Here is a 23,406-nt window from a genome sequence, read left to right as displayed (position 1 = left end):
CATCCCCCTGCGCCCGTTCGGCCGTACCGGCGTGAAAGTCAGCGCCCTCGCGCTGGGCACCATGATGTTCGGCTCGCGGGGCAACCCCGACCACGACGACAGCATCCGGATCATCCACCGCGCGCTGGACGCCGGGATCAACCTGGTCGACACCGCCGACGTGTACAGCCAGGGCGAATCCGAGGAGATCGTCGGCAAGGCGCTGCTGGGCCGCCGCGACGACGTCTTCCTCGCCACCAAGTTCCACGGCCAGATCGGCGACGACCCGAACCACTTCGGCAACTCCCGCCGCTGGATCATCCGCGCGGTCGAGGACAGCCTGCGCCGCCTGCGGACCGACCACATCGATCTCTACCAGGTGCATCGGCCCGAGGAGGACACCGACTTCGACGAGACGCTCGGCGCCCTGTCCGACCTGGTCCACCACGGCAAGATCCGGTACATCGGCACGTCGACGTTCCCGCCGTCGGCGATCGTCGAGGGCCAGTGGATCGCCGAGAAGCGTGGCCGGGAACGGGTCGTGGCCGAGCAACCGCCGTACTCTCTGCTGGCCCGCGGCGTCGAGCGTGAAGTGCTGCCGGTCGCGGCGCGCTACGGCCTCGCGGTGATCCCGTGGAGCCCGCTGGCCGGCGGCTGGCTGACCGGCAAGTTCCGCAAGGGCGCGTCGCAGCCGCCGTCGAGTCGTCTCACCCGGCAGCCGGGGCGCTTCGAGATCGACGCACCGGAGAACGCGGCCAAGCTGGAGGCGGTCTCGGCGCTCGCCGAGCTGGCCGCGCAGTCCGGGTTGTCGCTGATCGAGCTGGCCCTCGGTTTCGTGCTGGCCCACCCGGCGGTGACCGCACCGATCATCGGGCCGCGTACGTTGTCGCAGCTGGAGGACCAGCTGGGCGCGGCGTCGGTGGTGTTGAGCCCGGACGTCCTGGCCGAGATCGACAAAATCGTCCCGCCCGGGGTGACGCTGTCGGACAGGGACCGTGGCTACCAGCCACTCAAGGGCGGCGGCACAGCGCTCGGCGGCGCGGCGCTCGGCGGTCGGGCATGAGCCGGCCGACGTTTCTCTGGTACATCCCGAACACCGTGCAGGCGGGGCATCGCGGTGACGACGCCGTCGCCGGTTACGGCAGTCTGGACCACTCGACCGACCTGGCACTGACCGCCGAGAAACACGGCTGGGAGGGCGCGCTGATCGGCACCGGCTGGGGCCGGCCGGACACATTCACCGTGGCCACCGCGATCGCCGCCCGGACGACGAGGTTCCGCCCCTTGGCGGCGATCCGGCCCGGCTATTGGCGGCCCGCGCACTTCGCCGGCGCGGCCGCGACGCTCGATCATCTCAGCGGCGGCCGCCTGCTCGTCAACATCGTGAGCGGCCAGGACAACCTCGCCGCCTACGGCGACGTCGAAGGAGATCAAGCCCAGCGGTACGCCCGAACGAAAGAGTTCATGCGCCTCGTCCGCCGCCTGTGGACCGAGGAGAACGTGACGTTCGAGGGTGAGCATTTCCAGGTGACGAACTCGACGGTGGCGCCGCGTCCGCTCGGTAGCGGGCCCCGACTGTATTTCGGCGGAGCCTCCCCCGCTGCCGAACGGGTAGCCGCCACCGAAGCCGACGTCCAGCTGTTCTGGGGTGAGCCGCTCGACGGCATCGCCGACCGTGTCGAACGCCTCCGCAAGCTCACCAATGACCTGGACCGGGATTTGCCGGAGCTGGAATTCGGTCTACGCATCACCACTGTCGTGCGGGACACGACCGAGGAGGCGTGGCGTGACGCCGAGGCCAGGGTCGCCGAGATGGCGGCCCAGTCGTCGGCATCGCATGACCGCACGCTGGACCAGCACCGTGGACCGGCAGTCGGCCAGCAACGTCTGCACGATCTGGCCGAGCGTGGCGACGTGCTGGACTCGTGCCTGTACACGGCACCGGGCCGCTACGGCGGCGGCGGTGCGGGAACGACGTGGCTGGTCGGGTCGGCGGATGAGGTGAGTGCGGCGCTGCTCAAGTACGCCGAACTGGGGATCAGCCATTTCGTGCTGTCCGATACGCCGTACAAGCGCGAGACCGCACGGGTGGGCGACGCGTTGATCAGCCGCCTGCGCGAAGCCATCACGCCCTGAGTCGTTCGTCGCCCGAGAAGCGGTGGTGAGCCCACCTGAATTCGACACACAGGCCACGCCCTGCGTGTCGAATTCAGGTCCGAATCACGCCCCAACTCAACACACACCAGCGGGCGGGCACACGCGGGGCCAGACGCAGGCCGGACGCGGGAGGGCACACGCGAGGCCGGACGCACGCAGGCATGGACGAGCCAGCCGCGAGCGGCATGGACGAGGCCGGACGCAAGCGGGCGTGGACGGGCGAGCCGTAGCTCCGCCACGGAATCCGCCCGTCATTCCGTGGCTCGCCTACGGCTGAGCCCGGCCGGCCGTCGTCCAGGCACGGAAACGCCCCGCCATTCCAGGCCTGAGCTACGGCAAGCCCGCCGCCGGGCTACGGCAAGCCCGCTGCCGGCTGTGTCAGGCAGGTTCGGGCCTGTCCGCCCGGCAACTCGACGAGATAGACGGCGGCCACCGTCGCCTGGACCGGCATGGGGAACGCCGACACCACCTCGATCACCTGCGCCTTATCGGTGACGCCGACCGCGAGTGTGCAGTGCGGCACCAGAGCGTCCGGCCGGTAGTAGGGCCAGATCCCATCGACAAGCGGCTCCAACGCCGAGTGAACCCGCCGGTGCACCTCCAGCAGACGTGACGACGGCACGACACCGAGAAACGCGGGAGCCTCCCCGGTCAGGAAGAACCCGAGACTGCCCAGCGTCAACGGCAGCCCGACGGCCTCCGCCAGCACCGGCCGCAGGACATCAGCGATCCGCACGAGATCCCCGCCGGAGAACACCGACAACGTGACATGCGGGTGGTGATCAGCACCGGGAATTCCGCCCAACGACCGAACACCCCGCTCGTCGAGCGCGGCCCACATCCGGCGAACATCAGCGTCCGCCCGCTCGTCGAGAAAAAGCTCGATCGCGTACAGCACGACTCGCTCCTGCCCCTGGGTCTTCTTCTTCGAAGGCGAGCGTGCTGGGCTCGCGAAGCGGCGATCCCCGCTGGGCGCTGCTGGTGGGCGGCGTCCTGCTCACGATGCTGACAGTGGCGCTCCAGCCGGCCACCGAGAGGCGCGGCTGCTCGAACTACGGCGGCAATGGCAACGGCACCGCCTTTTCCGACGAGATCTGGGACTTTTAGCCAGAATGGACCGCTCGCTGCCGGTCTTGAGACGCCGAGTTCGAGCCGCGGTCTAAAAAGGCAAGCTAACCCGCTCGACAAAGTGGATCATGCCAGGATGATGCTTCACGGGGTTACGGTCTCCACCGATCAGGTCGGCAGTTCGGGCTTTCGCGCCCGCGTCGGCCAGCAGGTCACGTTCGGGCTCAGTCTTTACCTGGCCACGCCCGATTTTCCGGAGATCGTGGGCCGGGTGGTACCGGCCGTTCGAGACAGTTTCTACGGCGGCTGCGTGCTCGTGGCCGGCGACGTCCCGTTCCACGTGACAGCGGATTCGACCGACCAGGAATCCAGGATCAACGATCAAAAGAACGAGCCTTCGGTACGCCTGAACGGCTCGATCTCGCTCGCCGACGACTACATCATCGACGAGGTCCGGCAGGGCTGGGATCTCGACCTGACCAGGAGCTGGCTGGTCCACCGGATCGTGCGGCTGCGGCCCGACGGCGTGCGGGAACCGGTCAACGCCATCGTGCACACCCGGGACATCAGCAGCTATCTCATCGACATCGAGCGTGCTTAGGGCGTACCCAAGAAAGAGCGTGAGCCCCGGCAGGTGATGGACCCGCCGGGGCCAAGGGCTCAGCGACCCGCGCCGGCAGGCGCGGAAGCGGACACCGCGCGCAGGATGTCGTCGACGCGGTCCTTCGCGTCGCCGAAGAGCATGGCGCAGTTGTCGCGGAAGAACAGCGGGTTCTGGACGCCCGCATACCCCGACGCCATCGAGCGTTTGAAGACGATGACCTGGTCGGCTTCCCAGACCTTCAGGACCGGCATGCCGGCGATCGGGCTGGTCGGATCGTCCATCGCCGCCGGGTTGACCGTGTCGTTGGCGCCGATCACCAGGACCACCGAGGTGCCGGCGAAGTCGTCGTTGATCTCGTCCATTTCCAGGACGATGTCGTACGGAACGCGCGCCTCGGCCAGCAGCACGTTCATGTGCCCGGGCAGCCGGCCGGCCACCGGGTGAATGCCGAAGCGCACGGTGATCCCGCGGTCGCGCAGCACCCGGGTCAGCTCGGCCACACCGTGCTGGGCCTGTGCCACCGCCATGCCGTACCCCGGTGTGATGATCACTGAGTCCGCCGAGGTCAGCAGGTCGGCCACGCCTTCCGCGTTGATCTCGCGGTGCTCGCCGTAGTCCTTGTCGCCGGCCGGACCGGCCTCGATGCCGAAACCGCCGGCGATCACCGAGAGGAACGACCGGTTCATGGCCTTGCACATGATGTACGACAGGTACGCACCGGACGATCCGACGAGCGCGCCGGTCACGATGAGCAGGTCGTTCTCCAGCAGGAACCCGGCGGCCGCGGCGGCCCAGCCGGAGTAGCTGTTCAGCATCGACACCACGACCGGCATGTCGCCGCCGCCGATCGAGGCCACCAGGTGCCAGCCGAGCAGCAGCGCCAGGATCGTGACCACAATCAGCAGCCACAGGCTCGGCGCGATGACGAACCAGGCGGTCAGCGCGACGAAGGCGACAAGTACCCCGACGTTGATCAGGTTCTTGCCGGGCAGCATCAGCGGGCTCGACTTGATCCGCGCGGAGAGTTTGAGGAACGCCACGATCGAGCCGGTGAAGGTGACCGCGCCGATGAAGACGCCGATCACGACTTCGGCGCTGTGGATGCCGAGCATGCCTTCCACCTGGAGCAAGGCGCTCTCAGCACCGCCCGGAGAGGCCTCGACGTGCAGGTAACCGTTCCACCCGACCAGCACCGCGGCCAGGCCGACGAAGCTGTGCAGCAGAGCGATCAGCTCCGGCATCCCCGTCATTTCCACTTTTTTCGCGCGATAGAGTCCGATAGCGGCACCGGCCAGCGTCGCCACCAGCAGCAGTGCCAGACCAACGCCGCTGATGTCACTCGTGATCGCCAGCGCGACCGTCGCCACCAGCGCCACCGCCATGCCGGCGACACCGAAGCTGTTGCCGGCCTTCGCGGTCTCGTGTTTGGACAACCCCGCCAGCGCGAGGATGAAGAGCAGCGCGGCAACGATGTAGGCCGCCTGCGCCGAGGTCTCCACGGTCATCGGATCAGCTCCTCGAGAACATGGCGAGCATGCGGCGTGTCACCGCGAAGCCACCGAAGATGTTGATGCTGGCCAGCAGGGTCGCGACGAAGGCGAGCCCGGTGACGACGGCGTCGCCGTGGCCGATCTGGAGCAGCGCGCCGACCACGATGATCCCGGAGATCGCGTTGGTGACCGACATGAGCGGGGTGTGCAGGGCGTGGTGCACGTGCCCGATCACGTAGTAGCCGATGACGATCGCCAGGGCGAAAACGGTCAGGTGCCCCCGGAGTGCGGCCGGGGCGAGGGCGGTGAGCAGGAAGAGCGCAGCGGCTCCCCCGCCAACGATAGCGAGGGGATTTATCGGCTTTTTTACCGCTTTAACCGGAGGCGCGACTGCCACGGCAGCCGGAGCAGCCGCGGACACCGCCACCACCGGCGGCGGCCACGTCAACTCACCCTCATGCACCACAGCGATCGACCGCTGCACCACATCCTCGAAGTCAACGACCAGCTGACCGTCCTTCTCCGGAGTCATCAGCTTCATCAGATTGACCAGGTTGGTGCCATACAACTGAGAAGCCTGCGCCGGCAACCGCCCCGGCAGATCCGTGTACCCAATGATCGTCACCCCGTTGGCGGTCACCACCACCTCACCGGGCACGGTCCCTTCGACATTGCCACCGTTGGCGGCGGCCATGTCCACGATGACGCTTCCCGGCTTCATGCTCGCGACCATCGGCGCGGTGATCAGTTTCGGCGCCGGCCGTCCGGGGATCAGTGCCGTCGTGATGATGATGTCGACGTCGCCGGCCTGCGTCGCATAGAGACGCGCGGCCCGCTCGGTGTAGTCGTCGGACATCTCCTTGGCGTACCCGGTCGACGACACCTCGACGTCGGCTGCCTCCACGGACAGGTATTCGCCGCCGAGGGAGCGGACCTGGTCGGCTACTTCGGGGCGGGGGTCGGTCGCGCGTACGATAGCTCCCAGGCTGCCGGCCGCGCCGATGGCCGCAAGGCCGGCCACTCCCGCGCCTGCGACCAGGACTTTCGCCGGGGCGACCTTGCCCGCGGCGGTGACCTGACCGGTGAAGAACCGTCCGAAAGCGTGCGCCGACTCGACGACCGCGCGGTACCCGGCGATGTTCGCCATCGACGACAGCACGTCTAGCGACTGCGCCCGGGAGATGCGTGGAACCGCGTCCATCGACAGCGCCGTGATCGGCCGCCGGGCGAGATCGGCGACCAGATCGGGGTCGAGGCGCGGGTTCAGCATCCCGATCACGGTGGTGCCGGGGGCGAGCCGGTCGAGCTGCTCGGCGGGTGGCGGGTTGATCGCGAAGACGATGTCCGCGGCCAGGGGGTCGCCGATGGTCGCTCCGGACTGGGCATAGGCATCGTCCGAGAACGATGAACCGGCTCCGGCTCCGGACTCCACGACCACGTCGTATCCGAGCTTGACCAGCTGCGCCACAGTGGCAGGCGTGGCTGACACCCGCCGCTCACCCGGATGAGGGTCACGCGGTACACCGATGATCATCATTGACTCCCGGTTTGAAGTTGACCAAGACAACGTGGGGCGCGGGTCGTTGGTTCAACGCTTGTTACTCGTCAGTAGGGAGAGGCTAGGGGTTCGCGCGCCAAAAACACAGAGCCCGTCGCACTTAATGTCACCGGAGCATCACAGACCAGGCAACCCGTGTCACTCACCCCGCGGAGATCATCCCAAGCCTTGGCGCTTCTTCTTTCGTACGCCTTAACGCAGGACGTACCGCAGATAAGCGGAAGCGTGCTCCGTCGCCACCTTCGCCGCGGCGGTCTCGCCCAGCGTGTCGACCATGACGAAATCGTGGATCAGCCCCTCGTACCGCTCCGTCACGGCGGAGACGCCGGCCGCGCGCAGGCCGGCCGCGTACCCTTCGCCCTGCTCCCGCAGCACGTCCGCCTCCGCCACCACGACCAGCGCCGGCGGCATGCCGGTGAGCCGTTCGTCGGCCCGGCGCGTCACCACGGCAGGCTCGCTGCGCCGCACCTGACGCCACATCCCGGACTGCCGCATGATCCAGTGCTCGGTGGCCCGCCGGTGATAGGAGACCGTGTCGAAGCCGTCGATCATCGGGTAGAGCAGCACCTGCCCCACGAGACGGTCCTTCGCGGACATCGCGACCGCCACGGCGATGGCCGCGCCCGCAGCGTCACCGGCCACCGCGATCCGGGTGGCGTCCACGGTGAGCCGCGCCGCGTGCGCGATCACCCACTCCAGCGCGGCGCGGCACTCCTGGACGGCGGCCGGGAAACGGTTCTCCCCGGAGTGCCGATAGTCGACGAACACCACGGCGGCGCGCGCCCGCAACGCCAGCTCGCGGGTCAGCCCGTCGTAGGTGAAGTCGTCGCCGAGGATCCAGCCGGCGCCGTGGGTGAAGAGCACGACCGGCAGCACTTCGGGCTCACCGGCCGGACGTACCACCCGGATCCGGATCTGTCCGTCGATGTCGAAGGTCTCGATCGCGACATCCGGCGTACGTGTCGCCTGGATGCCGACGTCCTCCGCGCTGCCCCAGTGGCGCCGTAGCGATGTCGCGTCCGTCATACCGGCAGATCCTGACGGCGCGGGCCTGCGGCTACATCCGTCAAATGACTGCCCGCTCTTCGTGAGTCGGTTGACGGATGGCAGTACGGCCGGCCCCGCCGAGACTGGAGTCCATGACCGACGAAGAGCTGCGCGGACAGGGATCACCCGGCAGTCCGGCGCGGGGCTGCGGGCCCGGCATGCCCGGCGAGCCGTCCCAGCAGGACTACACCCACCCCTCCGCCGGATGGGGTGCGGCCCGCAGCGTCGGTCAGGTGCTGATGCGCAGCCGCGAACCGATCGCCGGCGCGCGGGCGATGCTGCGGATGAACCAGGAACGCAACGGATTCGACTGCCCCGGCTGCGCGTGGCCGGACGACCCGAACGGGCTGCACCTGGACCTCTGCGAGAACGGCATCAAGCACGTCACCTGGGAGATGACCGGCAAGCGGGCGGACCCGGCCTTCTTCGCCGCGCACACGGTCACCGAGCTGTCCGGCTGGAGCGACTTCGACCTGGAGAACGCCGGCCGCCTCACCGAGCCGATGCGGTACGACGCCACGTCGGACCACTATGTCCCGGTCAGCTGGGACGAGGCGTTCGCCCTGGCCGGACGGCATGTCCAGGCTCTCGACAGCCCGAACCAGGCGGCTTTCTACACCTCGGGCCGGCTCAGCAACGAGGCCACGTTCCTCTACCAGCTCTGGGCGCGCGAGCTCGGCACCAACAACCTGCCGGACTGCTCCAACATGTGCCACGAGGCGAGCGGCCGGGCCCTGCAGGCGTCGATCGGCACCGGCAAGGGCACCGTGACGATCACCGATTGGGAGCAGGCGGACAGCATCTGGGTGATGGGCGTGAATGCCGCGTCGAACGCTCCTCGGATGCTCACGGCGCTTTCCGACGCGTACAAAAGAGGGTGTGGGATTGTCCACATCAATCCGCTGATCGAGGTGGCGTCACGGCGCACGATCGTGCCGCACGAATTCGTGGCGATGGGCACTTTCCGGTCGACGCCGACCGGCACCATGGACATTCAGCCGCGCATCGGCGGCGATCTGGCATTGATGCGCGGCGTCGCCAAAGTGGTTCTCGAAAAGGACGCCGTCGACCACGAATTCCTGAATCGGTACGCCACCGGCCTCGACGATTATCGCGCCGTTTGTGCGGCGACCAGCTGGGACGAGATCACCGCTTCCTCCGGCGTCGACGAGGACACGATCCGCCGGCTGGCCGACGTCTACATCGCCTCCGAGCGCACGATCATCAGCTGGTGCCTCGGCGTCACCCAGCAGGAACACGCCGTCGACACGATCCGCGAGATCACCAACCTGCTGCTCCTGCGCGGCAACATCGGCAAACCCGGCGCCGGCCCGAGCCCGATCCGCGGCCACAGCAACGTGCAGGGAAACCGCACCTGCGGCATCGACCACCGCCCGAAACCGGAATTCCTCGACCGTCTCGCCGCGGCCTGCGGCATCAACCCGCCGCGCGAACACGGCCTCGACACCGTCGGCGTCCTGAAAGCCATGACCGAGGGCAGCGTGCGCGTTTTCGTCGGCATGGGCGGCAATTTCGCTATGGCGGCGCCCGATACGTCGTACACATTCGCCGCTCTGCGCAAATGCGCACTCACCGTGCAGGTGAGCACGAAGCTGAACCGCAGCCATCTCGTTCACGGCACCGACGCGCTGATCCTGCCCTGCATCGGCCGCACCGAGACCGACATCCAGGCCTCCGGACCGCAAGTGATCACCGTCGAGGACTCGATGAGCATGGTCCACGCCTCCCGTGGCCGTCGTAGGCCGGCTGCGCCGAGCCTGCTCTCCGAACCCGCGATCATCGCCGGCCTGGCGCGCGCGTCACTGCCTTCCTCGGGTACGCCCTGGCAGGCCTACGTGGAAAACTACGATCGGATCCGGGACACGATGGGGCAGGTGCTCGACGGTTTCGAGGACGTCAACCGCCTCGCCCGCCAGCCACACGGCTTCCGCCTGCGGCAACCCGCCCGCGAGCGGGTGTTCCTGACCCCGAGCGGCCTGGCCGAGCTGTCCTCCGCGCCGCTGCCGTCGGTTGACCTGTCAGGCGGACTGCTGATGCTCGGGACGATGCGATCGCACGACCAGTGGAACACCACGATCTACTCGGACAACGACCGCTACCGGGGCCTCCGCAACCTGCGCACCGTGATCTTCATGAACCGGGATGACATGGGCCGTCTGGGGCTGTCCGAGTTCGATCACGTCGACATCACCAGCGTCGCGAAGGACGGCAGCGAGCGGTCGGTCTACGGCTATCGGGCGGTCGGTTACGACATCCCGGCGGGCAACGCGGCCGGCTACATGCCGGAGATGAACATCCTCTGCCCGGCCGGCGACTACAGCGAGCAGAGCGGCCAGCCCCTGATGAAGCACCTCCGAGTCCGAGTAACCCCGGCACCGTGAGAGGCGGGCTGACATCGGGCGCTCAGGAAGTTCGGCTACTCTCCGTGCCCGTGACGCGTTTCCGGTTCTTGCCCGCCGCCCTGTTCTGCGCCTGCCTGTCCGTGCTCGCGGCGTGCAGCTCCTCCCCCGCCGAGCCGACCGCGGCCGCCGCTTCCAGTGCCGGCGCTTCCTCGGCAGGCGCTTCCCCGGCCGGTGCCGCGGTCACCACCGTGGTGGCGGACAAGGCACTGTGCAAAACGCTGAACACGGCGGCGACAGCCCTGCGAACCGGCATCACCGAAGCCCAGCAGGAAGGCGGCGGCGTCAAGGCCGCCGACGCGAAGCGAACCTTCATCAAGTTCCACACGACGGTGACCGAAGCCCTGGCCTTCGCCGAGACCAGCGACGTCAGCACAGCGGCCAAGGCCATCGCCGACGAGCTGGACAAGGCCGCGAAAGCCACCGACCCGATCAGCAGCGCCGCCGACTCCAACTTCGCCAGGCTGGGCACCGACCTAACCGAAGCCTGCAAAACCGCCGGCGTAACAGTGATGTTCTAACCCCACCGACGCGGCCCAGCTCCACCCAGCCCAGCCCAGCCCAGCTCCACCCAGCCCAGCCCAGACCGGCCCAGCCCGGCCCGGCCCGGCCCGGCCCAGCCAGGTCGGGCCTGCCTGGCCCCGGCGCCCGCTCCCCCGCGATGTTGGCGAGCACGGCCCACCCTGCGCGTGGGTCGCCCCGAAGAACGGCTCCGCGGTCGGCGCACGCCAGTCCGACCGCTCAAATGCCGCGAATCCAGCACATAGACGCAGCGCCGGGAGAGCCGCCTGATCAAAGTCAGCGACCGTGACCCAGCTACGCGGAACCGAATCGAGGGCACACGGTGGGTTCGGGCCCACGTGGACACCGGGGCGCCCCGCGCCGCCTCGCGGGCAGCTTTACAACACTGCCGGTTGATGGAAAGCCCGCTGGCAGCGGACGCCCGGCCGTGATCACCTCCGGACCCGCAGCGATCGTGGTCCCCGAACCACACCCCGAGGTGAACCAAGGCCCAAGATCGCGCAGACCCCAACGAGCGTGTCGACTTCAGGTTCGCTACGCCCCCAAACTCGACACACACCCCGCGAAACGCCCGCCCGTGTCGATTTCAGGTTCGATACGCACCTCAACTCGACACACAACAGGGCGAGTGCTCGCGGAATGCCCCGGCAAGGCGAACCGGACCCGGCCGCCCGCACGAGCAGCCGCCCAGGGCGAGCAGCCACCCAAGGCGAGCCGTAGCCCAGATAGGTCATCGCAGCCTCATGACCTGTCTGAGCTACGGCTCGCCCCTGCCAGGACGACACCTACGGCGCCAAGACACACCCCGCCACAGTTCAAACGTCACGCATCCCCCGGCAAACCGCTCCCTCGATTGACCAGCAGTGGTCAACACAGCCAGCCAGCCGAACGACACGAGACCGGCTCGCAGTGTCGTCTTCGACAGGTCACCCCAGCGCTGAGCACCAACCAGACCGGCCGGCGCTCACCGCACACCCCGCCCAGCGAGCCAGTAAGGAAAGTGCAGGTTGCCCCGGGTTCAACTCGCCGTGCCAGGATCCACTAATGCGTGTCGATGAATACGTGGAGACCTTGAGGGTGGACGGCCTCTCCCTGGCCGCAGCCGCCCAGCACGCCGGGCTCACCGCACCGATCGCCGGCTGTCCCGGGTGGCTGGTCCGCGACCTACTGACGCACCTCGGCGGAGTTCACCGCTGGGCCGCCGCACACCTCAGAACCCAGAGCCCCGAACCCCTGCCCGACAACGAATTCTTCACGGCGCCGGCCGACGACACCACCGTGCTGGAATGGTTCCGCACCGGACACCACGACCTCGTCGAAACCCTGAAAGCAGCCAACCCAGCGATGCACTGCTGGACCTTCCTGCCCACCCGATCGCCACTGGCGTTCTGGGCTCGCCGCCAGGCCCACGAGACCGCCATCCACCGCGCCGACGTCGAGGCCACTACCTGCGCGGTCTCGTCATGGACGCCGGCCTTCGCCGTGGACGGCGTCAACGAGCTGGTCAAAGACCTGTTCGCCGGCTCCCAACGCCTCGCCACGAACCCTCCGACCAGCATCGCGCTCTCCGCGAGAGACGCCGGGGTCGCCTGGACACTCATGCTCGACCACACCGGCCTTCGCGTCCAGGACGGTTTCCACCCCGCCACTCTGACGATCGAAGGCACCGCCTCCGACCTCTACCTGCTGCTCTGGAACCGCACCGGCCTCGACCGGCTCGACACGACCGGCGACCAGCAGGCCCTGGAAACCTGGAGAACCAAGGCGAAGATCACTCGGGACCCTTGACGAGGTCAGGCCGGCCGACGAGGTCAGGATCGTCGACGAGTTCCCGCGGCGGCCGCACCGTTCCGGCGATCATCGCCGCCAGCCCGAACAGCACAGCGATCACGATCAGCGCCCGCAAAACCGTGATCCGGTCGCCGAGGAAACCGATCGTGGGCGGCCCGGCCAGGAACGCGCAATATCCAATCGACGCGATGACACTCACCCGGGCAGCCGCGCGCCGCGGATCGTCACCGCCGGCACTCATCCCCACCGGGAAACCGAGCGACGCGCCGAGGCCCCAGAGCAGCGTGCCGGCATACATGAACACCGGCGACGGCCCATAAACAAACAGAACAACCCCGACAATCCCGATCACGGTCAAAACCCGGACCACTTGGGTACGCCCAAAGCGGTCGAGCAGTCCAGGCCCGAACCACCGCCCGATCGTCATGGCGGTCAAGAATCCGGCGAAGGCGAGCGTCCCGAGCGCCGGGGACACGCCATAGCCGTCGATCGCGGCGACGCTGATCCAGTCGTTGCCGACACCCTCCGCGAAGGCGAAGGTCAGAACAAAAAGGCCGATGAGCAGCGTACGCGGCTCGCGCCAGGCGGTAAGCGCACTGACCCGTGGCAGTTCCTCGGCACCCGGTTCCGTCTCGTCGTGATCCGGAACGAACTTGCGGGCCTGCCAGACCACCCCGGCCACCACGACCACCGCGACGACGGCCAGGTGCGCGGCGACCGACACGTGCACGGCGACCATGACCGCGCCGAGCAGCGCGCCGGCGACGGTGCCGAAGCTGAACCCGGCGTGGAAACGCGACATGATCGACCGGCCGAGGTGGCGTTCCACGACGGTGCCCTGGACGTTCATCGCCACGTCCCAGGCGCCGTTGGCGAACCCGAGCAGGAACAGGCCGATCACCACCGGCACGATGCCGACGGCCGAGCCGAACGCCGCCGTCGCCAGGCCGACGCCGAGCAGGGCCGCCATCCCGATGACCGTCCGGGACGAGCCGACCCGGGTGACCACCGGCCCGGACAGCGGCAGGGCCAGCAGCGAACCGGCGGCAATGGCGAGCAGCACCAGGCCGAGTGCCGCCGGGTCGAGTTCGAGATGGTCGCGGACCTGGGGGATCCGCGACGCCCAGCTGGCGAACGCAAAGCCCGAGCCGATGAACGCGGCATAGGTAGCCGTGGTGGCGGCACGGACCGTTGCCGGCGGCGGCGCGGTGGTCGACGTCATGTGTACAAGCGTACGCAACCGCGCCACCGATTTATCCGAAGGCAGGTTCCGGAACTCGGCCGGCCGGGTGGAAGGCCCGGTACTTGCGCAGCCGCAGCACCAGCCATCCGAGACTGAGGATCGCCAGGATCACGTACGCCACGACCGAGCCGAACGAGTCCCACGCCGTGTGCAGGGCGACCGCCCCGGCGAACGTACCGACGAAGATCAGACCATTGCGTACGCTCGGCGCGCTCGCCAGCATCCACAGCGCTCCGCAGGTCAGCCCGGTCCACGCGGTGTGCCCGGCCGGCGAGGTCAGTCCGCGGACCAGCAGTGTCTCCTCCAGGGCGCCGACGTTGCCGTTCGAGGACAGCAGCGCCGTGAAGGCGTACCCCATGGTTTCCAAGGCCGCGAAGCCCATGCCGCTGGCGACGCCGATGACCAGGCCGTCCGACGGCAGGCGGCGCTTGTGCCGGACGATCACCGTGAGCAGCACGAGCACCGGGACGATCAGTTTCGCCGTCTCCTCGATGAGCGCGACGAACAGCATCGGCAGGGTGCCCAGGTCGTGCAGCGCGTCGAATTCCAGAGTGCCGGCCACGATCAGGCCGACAACGCCGCCGAAGAACGCGGTGAGCAGCAGGACCGACGCCGGCACCTGCCACTGCCCGGTCCGTGCCTGCGCGAATGTCAGGAACGCCGCCGGCACCGTGCTCGCTCCGAGCAGGATCAACGCCGGTACGAGGTTCGGGTTCTGAGTTTTGACCAGGGTGCGCAGCACCAGTAGATAGAGCGCCAGGCCGATGACAAGGACAGCCACCCAGCCGAGGCGACGGAACCACTCACGCATCATGCGAACATCGTGCGGCATATCGAGCGCGAAGCCATCGGTAAACTTACTGCTCGCCGAGAAACCCTGGCCCGCTCGCCGCCGAGACGGGAAGATCACGGGATGAGCGAACCTCCGGTGATCACCCGGGTGACCGGGCACCTTGGTCATATCACGCTGAACCGGCCTGCTGCCATCAACGCTCTCACCGCGGAAATGGTCGAGCTCATTACGCGTACCCTCGCTGGTTGGTCGGTCGAAGACCGCGTCCGAGCTGTCGCGATCGACGGCGCTGGGGAGCGCGGGTTGTGCGCCGGAGGCGAGATCCGGGCCATCCACGCGGACGCCGTGTCGGGCGGGACGGCGTCGCTGGGGTTCTGGGCGGAGGAGTACCAGCTCAACGCGACCATCAACGAGTATCCGAAACCGATCATCGCGCTGATGGACGGCGTGGTGATGGGCGGCGGGATCGGGATCTCCGGGCACGCGTCGGTGCGGGTGGTGACCGAGCGGTCCCGGCTGGCGATGCCGGAGGTCGGTATCGGATTCCACCCCGATGTGGGCGGATCGTGGCTGCTCAGCCACGCGCCCGGCGAGATCGGTACGCATCTGGCCCTGACCGGCTCGGCGATCGGCGCGGGCGACGGGATCGCGGCGGGACTGGCCGACCATTTCGTGCCGTCCGCCCGGCTGCCGGAGTTGTTGGCCGCGCTGTCCGAAAGTGATCCGCACTCCGCTTTGCTGTCGACGGAGACCGGGCCGCCGCCGGCTGATCTGGATCGGACATGGATCGACGAGTGTTATGCCGGTGACGACGTCGCCGTGATCCTCGACCGGCTCACGAACCACGCGCATCCTGCCGCGCAGGCCGCCGCCAAGGAGATCGCCACGAAGTCACCGACGTCGCTGGTTCTGACGCTGCGGTCGTTGCGCGCGGCGGCCGGTCTGCCGAACCTGCGGGCAGCCCTCGACGCCGAACTGCGGCTGTCCGCGGTGATGCTGCGGCTGCCGGATCTGGCCGAGGGCATCCGCGCGCAGATCATCGATAAGGATCGGCGTCCGCGGTGGCAGCCGGCTTCCTTGAAAGACGTCGTACCAGGTCCTGCGTGACCGCGACGCCGATGAGGACGATCAGTGCGCCGACCGGCTGGTTCCAGTGCAGGTGCTCGCGCAGGATCAGCACGCCGACCACGGTGGCGACCACCGGCATAAGGTAGGTCACCGACGACGACGTGCTGACGCCCGCCACCCGGATCACGTGGAAGTTCAGCACGAACGCCAGCCCGGTGCCGAGCGCGCCGAGCGCCAGCACGCAGAGGATCACGTCGGTGGAGAGATCGAGCGGGTTCGGCGGCGCGCCGGCGAACAGCGGCGCGACGATCGCAAGCTGGGCAAGAGCGGACAGCAACTGCGCCCCGGCCATCGAGACCCCGCTGCCGGCCCGGCCGGCGATGAACTTCTTCTGGTACGGAATGGCGACGGCGTAACACATCGCCGCGGCGAAGCACATGAGCTGCCCGGTGAACTGGGAGCCGCCGACACCCTGCCACACGCCGAGCACCACGAGGACACCGGCGAACCCGATGCCGATGCCGGCGACCTTTCGCGCAGTCAGCCGCTCGGTGCGGAACACCAGCGCCGCGAGCGGCAGCGCGACCAGGGGCGTGGCCGCGTTCCAGATCCCGGCGAGCACGGACGACACGCGCTGCTCACCGAACCCGAACAGGGTGAACGGCACCACGACCCCGAGCAGCGCGACCACTTGAAGATGTCCCCAGAGCCGCCAGTCACGCGGGAGCCGGTCGCGGGTGATCGCAAGCGCGACGACCAGGACGAGCGCGCCGGCGGCGACCCGTCCGAACGTAAGCCACAGTGGATGCAGCTCCCGTACGCCGACCTTGATGAACAGGAAGCTGGTGCCCCAGATAGCGGCGAGCGCCAGGTAAGCCGGAAACCATCGGCGCATCTCAACCCGGCCGTCAGGAGCAGTAAGCACAGTCACCCCTGACACTCTGCCCAACCCGCCCCCAATCCGCGCGCAATTTCCCAGGCCCACAGAGCCAGCCCCTCGCCGCCGAGCAGACGGCCGGCGGGAGCCGGGCTGCGGGAGCCGGGCTGCGGGCAGCGGGAGCCGGGCTGCGGGCTGCGGGAGCCAGTGGCCGGCAGCCGGAGCCGGGAGCCCGGGGGCGCGGAATCCCGGGGCCCGGGGGCGCGGAACCCCGGCGCGACGGCGTGGGGCCGGGGCGGGAGCTGAGCCGTAGCTGGGAGACGTTATCGGACCCGCATAACGTGGCTGACCTACGGCTCCGAGGCACGAGCCGTAGCTCAGACCTGTTATCCGACCCGCATGACATATCTGAGCTACGGCTCGCCTGCGGCATCCGACACGCACGGCCGGAAACGCACCGCCAGAAGCGCCCGTCCGTGTCGATTTAAGGTGCGATTCGCGCCCAAACTCGACACGCGTGCCGGAAAGCGCGCGCCTGTGTCGACTTGGGGTTCGATACGCGCCCTAACTCGACACGCATCAGCGCAGGGGCCGCTCCGAGGCCGGCGCGGCGGCCAGTTCGCCGGCTCGGACGACCAGCACGCACCTGGAGCCCGGCCCGAGCCCGGACGGCCAGCCCGAGCACGGACGGCCGGCCCGGGCCCGGATGCGCCTCGGCGGGGACGGTTGGCTCGCCAGGGGGTGACCTTGGCCGGCTGGTTCTCACAGTTGTTTCGCGGGGTCTGAGGCAGCCGTGAGAACCAGCTGGATTGGATCTCGCGGGTGACTACGGGTGGGCTTTGGGCGTACCCAAGAGGGGTTTTCCGCCCGGCTCACCGAATTCATCGGGGTGGCGGCAACAATTTCGCGCGGGCCCAGCGCTATCTGGATCTAATGGCGCAGAACACGGTGAAATGGGCGAATAGGAACTATTCCGAAGATATGCGCAGCGTGGCGCTCACGACGCTCGCATCAGCAGGGCCAGCTCATACGGAATCTTCGACACCTTGCCGATCGGCCGCCGGGGCACCCGCACCTGGCGGCCGATCACCACCACACACCACTCCCCCGGCCGTGGGTCCCCGTAAAGCGTGGCCGGTCCCGCCTCTGCGGCTCGCGGTACGGGCTCGACCCGGACGGTGAACTGCCGGGCCGCGGTCGCCGGTTCGGTCAGCATCACCACGATCTCGACGCCACTGTCGATCGCCTGAACAGCCCGGACCGGCTGCGGCTCGGCCAGGAACCGGCGCAGTACCCGCCGCCGGCTCCCGGCCCTGACCAGCAGCGCGACACCGGCACCGGCCACTGTCACGAGCGGCAGAAGCAGAACGGTGATGTCGTACGGCTCGCTGCTCAGCTGCCGCAGCCCGGCGTCGTCGACGAGCACCTCGACCCGGCTGCCCACCGGATAGTCGGCGGGTTCGAACACCTCCAGGTAATACGAGTCGCCGTTGTCCAGGTCCACGCCGATCCGGGTCTCGTGGTGCTCACGCACCACCGCGCCGATAACCGAAGATGACGCCTCCTGCGCGGTGACCGCGGCCTGATGCCACAGCGTCGCGGTGATCCCGGCGAGCGCGGCGCCCACGAGGAACGTCCCGACCAGCACCGGCCGGGTGATCGACGGCAGGCGCTCCAACTCGGGCGGCCGCTCACGCCGCACATCGCCAAGATCGCCAGTCGAATGCCCCGCCCCGGCCACGACCGCCGGATACCGCAGCCGGGCCACCGCGACCGTGACCGCGAGCAGGACGAGGGGCAGCGCCACATGCCAGCCCATCCCCACGTCCTCGATGCGGTCGGCGATCGGCCACAGCACCGCGCAGACAACCGCCGCGACCACGGCGGACCAGCGGTGCAGGTAGGACATCACCGGGACGGCGGCGAGGAGGCTGATCCCGACCGAGGTCAGCGGCTCCGGCCCGCAGGTCACGGCCGAGCAGGGCACGTAGGGCATAGTGACGACGATCAGCACGACGATCGTGACGGCGACGCCGACGACCAGAAGATCGGCACGGGGATGGGGGCGCACGCCACTATTCTGCACTGTCACCACAATGGAGCGCCTTTTAGTGCGTACGCCGGAAATAACGGGAAAAGGCCGCGTCGCGGCCGTCACATCACGCGGCAGGGGCTCGCGGGCCTTTGAATCGGATTAGAAACAGCTGAGAAATCTCTGCTGTTTAGCGTCCCCGCCTAGTTGATCATTCAACTCCTGTTCCTTAGGAGCATTGTATGAAAATAGGCGGATTACTCCTCTCAGTAGTCCTCACGCTCGCGATCCCGGTAGGAATATCCTCGCCGGCGAGCGCAGCGCCGACCGCATCGAAGACCACCCCCACGACGACGCTGCCTGATCCGACGGCGCGTGGTCCCTACGGCCATCAGGTGATCCAAGAGGCCAAATTCGGTCTCGCCACGATCCAGGAACCGAACTCGGACGGCGCCGCCCCCACCGCGGGCACCTCTCAGGCGTCCGAGCAGGTCGAGATCCGTGGTCAGCTCTACATGCCGGACTGGTCGCTGCGCACGAAGCCGTCGCCGCTGATCGTCCTGGTGCACGGCAACCACGGCTCCTGCGACTCCGGGCAGGTCTCGGCGACCATCACGTGTGCGGAGTTCAAGCACAACGAGAGCGGGTACGCCTACCTCGCCGAGAACCTCGCGACCTGGGGATACACGACGTTCTCCATCTCGCAGGACCAGCTGATGATGCGGCAGGACAGCAACAAGGGCAAAGGCATGCACAACCGCCGCATGCTGCTGGCCGCCGCTCTCGACGCGATCACCGCGGCCTCCAAGAAGACCGGTCTGCCGATCGACGAGCACACCACGATCGGCACGGTCCTTTCCGGTCACCTCGACATGAGCCGCATCGGCATGATGGGCCACTCGCGCGGTGGTGACGCGGTCACCAACTTCATCGATTACAACCGGATCCGCACCGACGGACCGCGGTACCCGATCAGCGGTGTCATCTCGCTCGCGCCCACCGATTACGAGCGCAAGGCACCGTACGGAATGCCGTACATGACGATTTTGCCGATGTGTGACGGCGACGTGTCGAACCTGATGGGCGCCCGCCAGTTCGAGCGGGGCCAGACGGTGAATTCCGACGACCCGTACCCGAAGATCCAGGTCGAGCAGCTCGGCGCGATCCACAACTGGTACAACTCCGTCTGGTACGCCGACGGTGGCGCGGACGGCCAGGCCAACAACGACGCTGCCTGTGGCAACTCGGCGCCGTTCGCGACGAACAACGTGCACCCGAACAACCTGCGGCTCTCCGGTGCGGCCAGTTCCACCGACGACGCCCTGAATTACAAGATCAACAACACCGACCCGCTGAACCCTCTCGTGAACACGAAGATCTCCGGGGACGTCGCGCGGATGGGTGACCAGGAGAAGCTCGGCCTCGCCACGATGGCCGCGTTCTTCCGGCGCTACATCGGTGGTGAGGGCGCGTTCGAGGCGTACATGACCGGCGAGCTCGCCAACACCGCCGACCACCTGCAGGTCCCGGCGTCGGCGTGCCCGACCAGCGAGTCCGGCACCCGGATCGGCTGCGAAGAGCGGGTCAACACCAACTACTACGCGGGCTCGGGTACGCGCGTCGACCTGATCACCCCCGAAGTGGAGAACCCGCTCGGTCTCAACGCCCTCGGCGGTTCGCTGAGCGGCAGCGGCTTCGCCGACCCGTACGCCCAGGCCGCCGGCGTCACGCCCAAGCCGGCGACGACCATCGGTGGATACGACTGGTGCAACCCCGAGCCGCAGGACTTCGCGCCCGCCCAGCTCGGCAAGACCGGTGTCCCGCTCGCCGCCAAGCAGTGCCCGCTTCCGGCGGCCACCGCGCTCGGCGGACAGAACGGCACCCGGGAGAACGCGCCGATCAACCACTCGTACGGCCCGCAGCTCACCCTCGCGTGGGAGCAGGGCTCGGACGCCACGCTGACCGCGCGGATCCCGGACGACGCGAAGAACATGAAGTCGCTGGAGGCTCTCGCGCTGAGCGCCGCGGTGAACTTCTTCGACACCCGCAACCCGGGCGCCGACAACCGCGGTGACAACACCCGTGATCCCGCCGGTCCGTCGTGGCCGAACGAGAAGCCGACTTCCTACAACCCCGCCTCGACCACCCAGAACTTCGAGATCGTGCTGTCCGACACGGACGGCAACGAGGCGAGCGTCCAGGCCGGCGACCCGCGCTGGGGCAACGCCCTGCACATGTCGACCGGCACGAACACCCCGAACACGCACATCGTGCTCGACCAGATCCGGGTGCCGCTCAGCGAGTTCGCCTCGCAGGGTGTGGACGTCAGCTCGCTCGCGAAGCTGGAGTTCCGCTTCGGTACCGGTGACCTGCCGCAGTCCGGCTCGATCCAGATGGCCGACGTGCGGTTCCAGGAGAGCGCCTCCGGCAAGCAGATCCAGTCGGACGGCGTCACCAAGGCCAACGGTGCGGGTTACGGCAGGTTCGACTACTCCGTTCGCGCTTCTTCTGCGGAGGCGACCGGCAACGTCTGGACCGTCGACGACGACAAGGTCCAGTGCCCGGCCGCGCAGTTCACGTCGATCCAGACGGCCGTCACCTTCGCCTCGCCCTGGGACACCATCGTGGTCTGCGACGGCCTCTACCAGGAGTCGTCGACCCCGCTGAACCACAACTCCAACCCGGTGCAGTCCGGCGCCAAGAACGGCCTGACCATCACCAAGCCGCTCACCATCAAGGGCACCGGCGCCGACAAGGTGACCATCGAACCCGACCAGAGCCTCGGCACCCTGGCCGGCACCGAGCCGTACCTGCGCGACGGCGGCGGCAACGTGATCACCGTGTCGCGGCAGTCGCTCGGCTCCACCGACACCAACGAGATGTTCGTCGACATCTCCGGCGTCACGATCACCTCCGGCGACGTCTGGGCCGAGGCCGGTATCGCGTACTTCGGCGCGGCCGGCAGCATCTCCGACAGCGTCGTGGGCCCGCTCAAGACCGCGACAACCCCGGAGGAGACCTCAGCGCATCCGCACGGCTGGGGAATCATCAAGACCGGAAACATCCAGGGTACGGGTACCGGCACCGTCGAGAGTGAACTCACCGTCTCGGACAGCCTGGTCACCGGCTTCCAGTCCGGCGGCATCCTGTTCGACGGCGCCCGGGGCAAGGACGGCGCCGCGGAGAACCTGGTCCGCAGCGGCATCCGCTACCACGGATACGTCGAGGACACCGTTGTCACGGGTTCGAGTTCGGCAACGTCGGTGGGCGTTCGCTACACCGGCGGCACCGACGGATACGTCGACTCCAGCCGGATCAGCGGTACCGCGGTCGGCCTGCTGCTGGCCGACTCGGGCACGGTCACCGCGACCGGCGACGTGCTCAGCGGCAACGGCTACGCGGTCTACAACGCCGACGCCACCGGCACGACGGTCCGGACGGATGCCCCGGTCACCGTGTCGAAGTCGTACTTCGGCAAGGGCAAGCCGGCCGTCTCCGAGGGTTCCTCGGTGATCGTCAGCAAGCCGCTCTCGTCGGCGCCGCACTCGGTGCCGACCACCGCCGGCCGCGTCACCGACAAGAAGCCGTCCGCCACCATCGCCGATCCAGGCCGCAAGACGGACCTCACCGTCGGTGAGACCATCAAACCTTTGGTACGCGCAACCGACGACTTCGGCATCAAGTCGGTGACCCTGCTCGTCAACGGATCCAAAGCGGGCACCGTCAGCACCACGCCGTACCAGCTGGAGTGGACCCCGACGGCCAAGTACGCCGGCAAGAAGGTCTCCCTCGAAGCCCTGGTCGTCGACTCGTCCGGCAACGTCAAGGTCTCCGACGACGTGACGGTCAGCGTCAAGCCGGTCATCCCGGCCCCGACCGTGACGATCACCAAGGTGAACGCCAAGGACGCCTCGGTCACGGCGGCGGTCAACTCCGCCGGTGTCGTCACCCTCAGCGGCGACAAGGTGATCACGGCGGTCAAGAAGCCCAGCAAGGCGGACACGGTAACCCTGCCCGTCACGCTGACGCCCGCCGGCCGCGACCAGCTGAACAAGGCCGGCCGCCTCGACGTGACGGTAACGGTCACCTTCGAGAACGCCACCGGCACCACAACAAGCCAGCCCACCAAGCTGACCCTAACCAAGAAGAAGTAACACCCCACCACCGAAACGGGCCCTCTCTCCACAACCGGAGCGAGGGCCCGTTTCGCACACCGGAGGACGCACCCACCGCAGGCCAACCGCGATGCCCACGCCGAGCGTGTCGAGTTCGGGTGCGATACGCGCCCCAAATCGACACAAGCGAACGACTCACGGGGCGCGTGTCGACTTCGGGTGCAAATAGAACCGTTAGTCGACACGCTCCGGTGGCGCTGAGCGCCAGCTGGTCCGGCTGGCGCTCAGGGTCCGTCACGCCGCTCGCGAAACAGCACCGGACGCCAGCTCGAGCCGCCCGGCTGGAGGCCAGTGCCGACGCTGCTGGTCAATCGAGGAAGCCACACCCTCGGGGAAGTGCGATGTCGAGCCGTCAGGATCAGGCCGTTCGATCTCCGGCCTCCGACCGAGGCCTGTTTGCCAGATGGCCGGTGTGGTGCCAGGGCGCCGCCGGCCTATCGCGATCGCGGCGTGTTCGGGTGCGGCAATTTTCGGTGCCGAGGGGCGAGCCGATGCTCCTATGGATGTCAAGTGGTGGGTGGGGTGTGGTTGGTGGTGATGATTTGGTAGATCTCGCGTGCTATGTAGCGTTTGAGGCAACGG

Annotated in this window: 17 protein-coding genes; 9 read left to right on the top strand and 8 right to left on the bottom strand. The window is 68.2% G+C overall.

Features of this window, described 5'->3' with window-relative positions; translation table 11 throughout:
* Position 1 precedes the first annotated feature (1 nt).
* The gene (locus B0I29_RS36610) at positions 2-1,042 is read left to right on the top strand and encodes an aldo/keto reductase (protein WP_375790649.1); all 1,041 of its coding nucleotides are present in this window, start codon (positions 2-4) and stop codon (positions 1,040-1,042) included.
* A complete protein-coding gene (locus B0I29_RS36605) occupies positions 1,039-2,115 on the top strand; it encodes an LLM class flavin-dependent oxidoreductase (protein WP_111653748.1) in 1,077 nt (358 codons plus the stop codon). Before B0I29_RS36610 ends, B0I29_RS36605 begins: the two co-directional genes overlap by 4 nt.
* A gap of 373 nt (positions 2,116-2,488) precedes the next feature.
* Here the strand turns inward: B0I29_RS36605 and B0I29_RS36600 are convergent, their stop codons facing one another.
* The gene (locus tag B0I29_RS36600; protein WP_111653747.1) at positions 2,489-3,034 is read right to left on the bottom strand and encodes a 2'-5' RNA ligase family protein; all 546 of its coding nucleotides are present in this window, start codon (positions 3,032-3,034) and stop codon (positions 2,489-2,491) included.
* Positions 3,035-3,075: 41 nt separating this feature from the next.
* Here B0I29_RS36600 and B0I29_RS46095 point away from each other — a divergent pair, with 41 nt between their 5' ends.
* Both B0I29_RS46095 and B0I29_RS36595 read left to right on the top strand, forming a co-directional pair.
* Positions 3,076-3,243: a hypothetical protein gene (locus tag B0I29_RS46095; protein WP_181558161.1), complete on the top strand. Its 168-nt coding sequence runs from the start codon at positions 3,076-3,078 to the stop codon at positions 3,241-3,243.
* Between the two features lie 97 nt (positions 3,244-3,340).
* Positions 3,341-3,805: a hypothetical protein gene (locus B0I29_RS36595; RefSeq protein ID WP_111653746.1), complete on the top strand. Its 465-nt coding sequence runs from the start codon at positions 3,341-3,343 to the stop codon at positions 3,803-3,805.
* 59 nt (positions 3,806-3,864) lie between these two features.
* On the opposite strand, the gene pntB is transcribed toward B0I29_RS36595, so the two are convergent.
* From pntB to B0I29_RS36580, 3 genes are all read right to left on the bottom strand, one after another.
* Positions 3,865-5,313, bottom strand: coding sequence for a Re/Si-specific NAD(P)(+) transhydrogenase subunit beta (gene pntB, locus B0I29_RS36590; RefSeq protein WP_111653745.1), 1,449 nt, complete (start codon positions 5,311-5,313; stop codon positions 3,865-3,867).
* A 4-nt stretch (positions 5,314-5,317) separates the two neighbouring features.
* On the bottom strand, positions 5,318-6,832 hold the full coding sequence (locus B0I29_RS36585; protein ID WP_111653886.1) for a Re/Si-specific NAD(P)(+) transhydrogenase subunit alpha: 1,515 nt from the start codon (positions 6,830-6,832) through the stop codon (positions 5,318-5,320).
* A gap of 216 nt (positions 6,833-7,048) precedes the next feature.
* Positions 7,049-7,882 carry an alpha/beta hydrolase fold domain-containing protein gene (locus B0I29_RS36580; protein WP_111653744.1) on the bottom strand — a complete coding sequence of 278 codons (834 nt, stop codon included), beginning with the start codon at positions 7,880-7,882 and terminating at the stop codon, positions 7,049-7,051.
* Between the two features lie 113 nt (positions 7,883-7,995).
* Between B0I29_RS36580 and B0I29_RS36575 the strand changes: the two genes are divergently transcribed.
* The 3 genes from B0I29_RS36575 (at position 7,996) to B0I29_RS36565 (ending at position 12,633) form a co-directional block, all read left to right on the top strand.
* The gene (locus tag B0I29_RS36575; RefSeq protein ID WP_111653743.1) at positions 7,996-10,305 is read left to right on the top strand and encodes an FdhF/YdeP family oxidoreductase; all 2,310 of its coding nucleotides are present in this window, start codon (positions 7,996-7,998) and stop codon (positions 10,303-10,305) included.
* Between the two features lie 50 nt (positions 10,306-10,355).
* Positions 10,356-10,844, top strand: coding sequence for a hypothetical protein (locus B0I29_RS36570; RefSeq protein ID WP_111653742.1), 489 nt, complete (start codon positions 10,356-10,358; stop codon positions 10,842-10,844).
* Between the two features lie 1,045 nt (positions 10,845-11,889).
* Positions 11,890-12,633 carry a maleylpyruvate isomerase family mycothiol-dependent enzyme gene (locus tag B0I29_RS36565; RefSeq protein ID WP_111653741.1) on the top strand — a complete coding sequence of 248 codons (744 nt, stop codon included), beginning with the start codon at positions 11,890-11,892 and terminating at the stop codon, positions 12,631-12,633.
* Here the strand turns inward: B0I29_RS36565 and B0I29_RS36560 are convergent.
* Positions 12,617-13,858: an MFS transporter gene (locus tag B0I29_RS36560; RefSeq protein WP_111653740.1), complete on the bottom strand. Its 1,242-nt coding sequence runs from the start codon at positions 13,856-13,858 to the stop codon at positions 12,617-12,619. The genes B0I29_RS36565 and B0I29_RS36560 overlap by 17 nt on opposite strands.
* Positions 13,859-13,889: 31 nt before the next feature.
* Positions 13,890-14,693, bottom strand: a complete 804-nt coding sequence (locus B0I29_RS36555; RefSeq protein ID WP_245973053.1) for a PrsW family intramembrane metalloprotease — start codon at positions 14,691-14,693, stop codon at positions 13,890-13,892.
* A 99-nt stretch (positions 14,694-14,792) separates the two neighbouring features.
* Between B0I29_RS36555 and B0I29_RS36550 the strand changes: the two genes are divergently transcribed.
* The gene (locus B0I29_RS36550) at positions 14,793-15,779 is read left to right on the top strand and encodes an enoyl-CoA hydratase/isomerase family protein (RefSeq protein WP_111653739.1); all 987 of its coding nucleotides are present in this window, start codon (positions 14,793-14,795) and stop codon (positions 15,777-15,779) included.
* Here B0I29_RS36550 and B0I29_RS36545 read toward each other — a convergent pair.
* On the bottom strand, positions 15,709-16,671 hold the full coding sequence (locus tag B0I29_RS36545) for a DMT family transporter (protein ID WP_375790646.1): 963 nt from the start codon (positions 16,669-16,671) through the stop codon (positions 15,709-15,711). The genes B0I29_RS36550 and B0I29_RS36545 overlap by 71 nt on opposite strands.
* Positions 16,672-17,614: 943 nt before the next feature.
* Positions 17,615-18,688, bottom strand: a complete 1,074-nt coding sequence (locus B0I29_RS36540) for a hypothetical protein (RefSeq protein ID WP_111653737.1) — start codon at positions 18,686-18,688, stop codon at positions 17,615-17,617.
* Between the two features lie 356 nt (positions 18,689-19,044).
* Between B0I29_RS36540 and B0I29_RS36535 the strand changes: the two genes are divergently transcribed.
* Entirely contained in the window at positions 19,045-22,803 is a 3,759-nt protein-coding gene (locus B0I29_RS36535) for an Ig-like domain-containing protein (protein ID WP_245973050.1), read from the top strand.
* The last annotated feature ends 603 nt before the right edge of the window (positions 22,804-23,406 follow it).

The sequence above is a fragment of the Actinoplanes lutulentus genome, assembly GCF_003259845.1.
GTDB classification, from domain to species: Bacteria; Actinomycetota; Actinomycetes; order Mycobacteriales; family Micromonosporaceae; genus Actinoplanes; species Actinoplanes lutulentus.
Note: the sequence above shows the minus strand (reverse complement) of the source record. Positions and strands in the feature narration are given on the sequence as shown.

Bases quoted from the DNA above. Each gene is read 5' to 3' on its own strand.
- B0I29_RS36605 (WP_111653748.1), top strand. From the start codon at position 1,039: ATGAGCCGGCCGACGTTTCTCTGGTACATCCCGAACACCGTGCAGGCG.
- B0I29_RS36595 (WP_111653746.1), top strand. From the start codon at position 3,341: ATGATGCTTCACGGGGTTACGGTCTCCACCGATCAGGTCGGCAGTTCG.
- pntB (WP_111653745.1), bottom strand. From the start codon at position 5,313: ATGACCGTGGAGACCTCGGCGCAGGCGGCCTACATCGTTGCCGCGCTG.
- B0I29_RS36585 (WP_111653886.1), bottom strand. From the start codon at position 6,832: ATGATCATCGGTGTACCGCGTGACCCTCATCCGGGTGAGCGGCGGGTG.
- B0I29_RS36580 (WP_111653744.1), bottom strand. From the start codon at position 7,882: ATGACGGACGCGACATCGCTACGGCGCCACTGGGGCAGCGCGGAGGAC.
- B0I29_RS36575 (WP_111653743.1), top strand. From the start codon at position 7,996: ATGACCGACGAAGAGCTGCGCGGACAGGGATCACCCGGCAGTCCGGCG.
- B0I29_RS36565 (WP_111653741.1), top strand. From the start codon at position 11,890: ATGCGTGTCGATGAATACGTGGAGACCTTGAGGGTGGACGGCCTCTCC.
- B0I29_RS36560 (WP_111653740.1), bottom strand. From the start codon at position 13,858: ATGACGTCGACCACCGCGCCGCCGCCGGCAACGGTCCGTGCCGCCACC.
- B0I29_RS36555 (WP_245973053.1), bottom strand. From the start codon at position 14,693: ATGATGCGTGAGTGGTTCCGTCGCCTCGGCTGGGTGGCTGTCCTTGTC.
- B0I29_RS36550 (WP_111653739.1), top strand. From the start codon at position 14,793: ATGAGCGAACCTCCGGTGATCACCCGGGTGACCGGGCACCTTGGTCAT.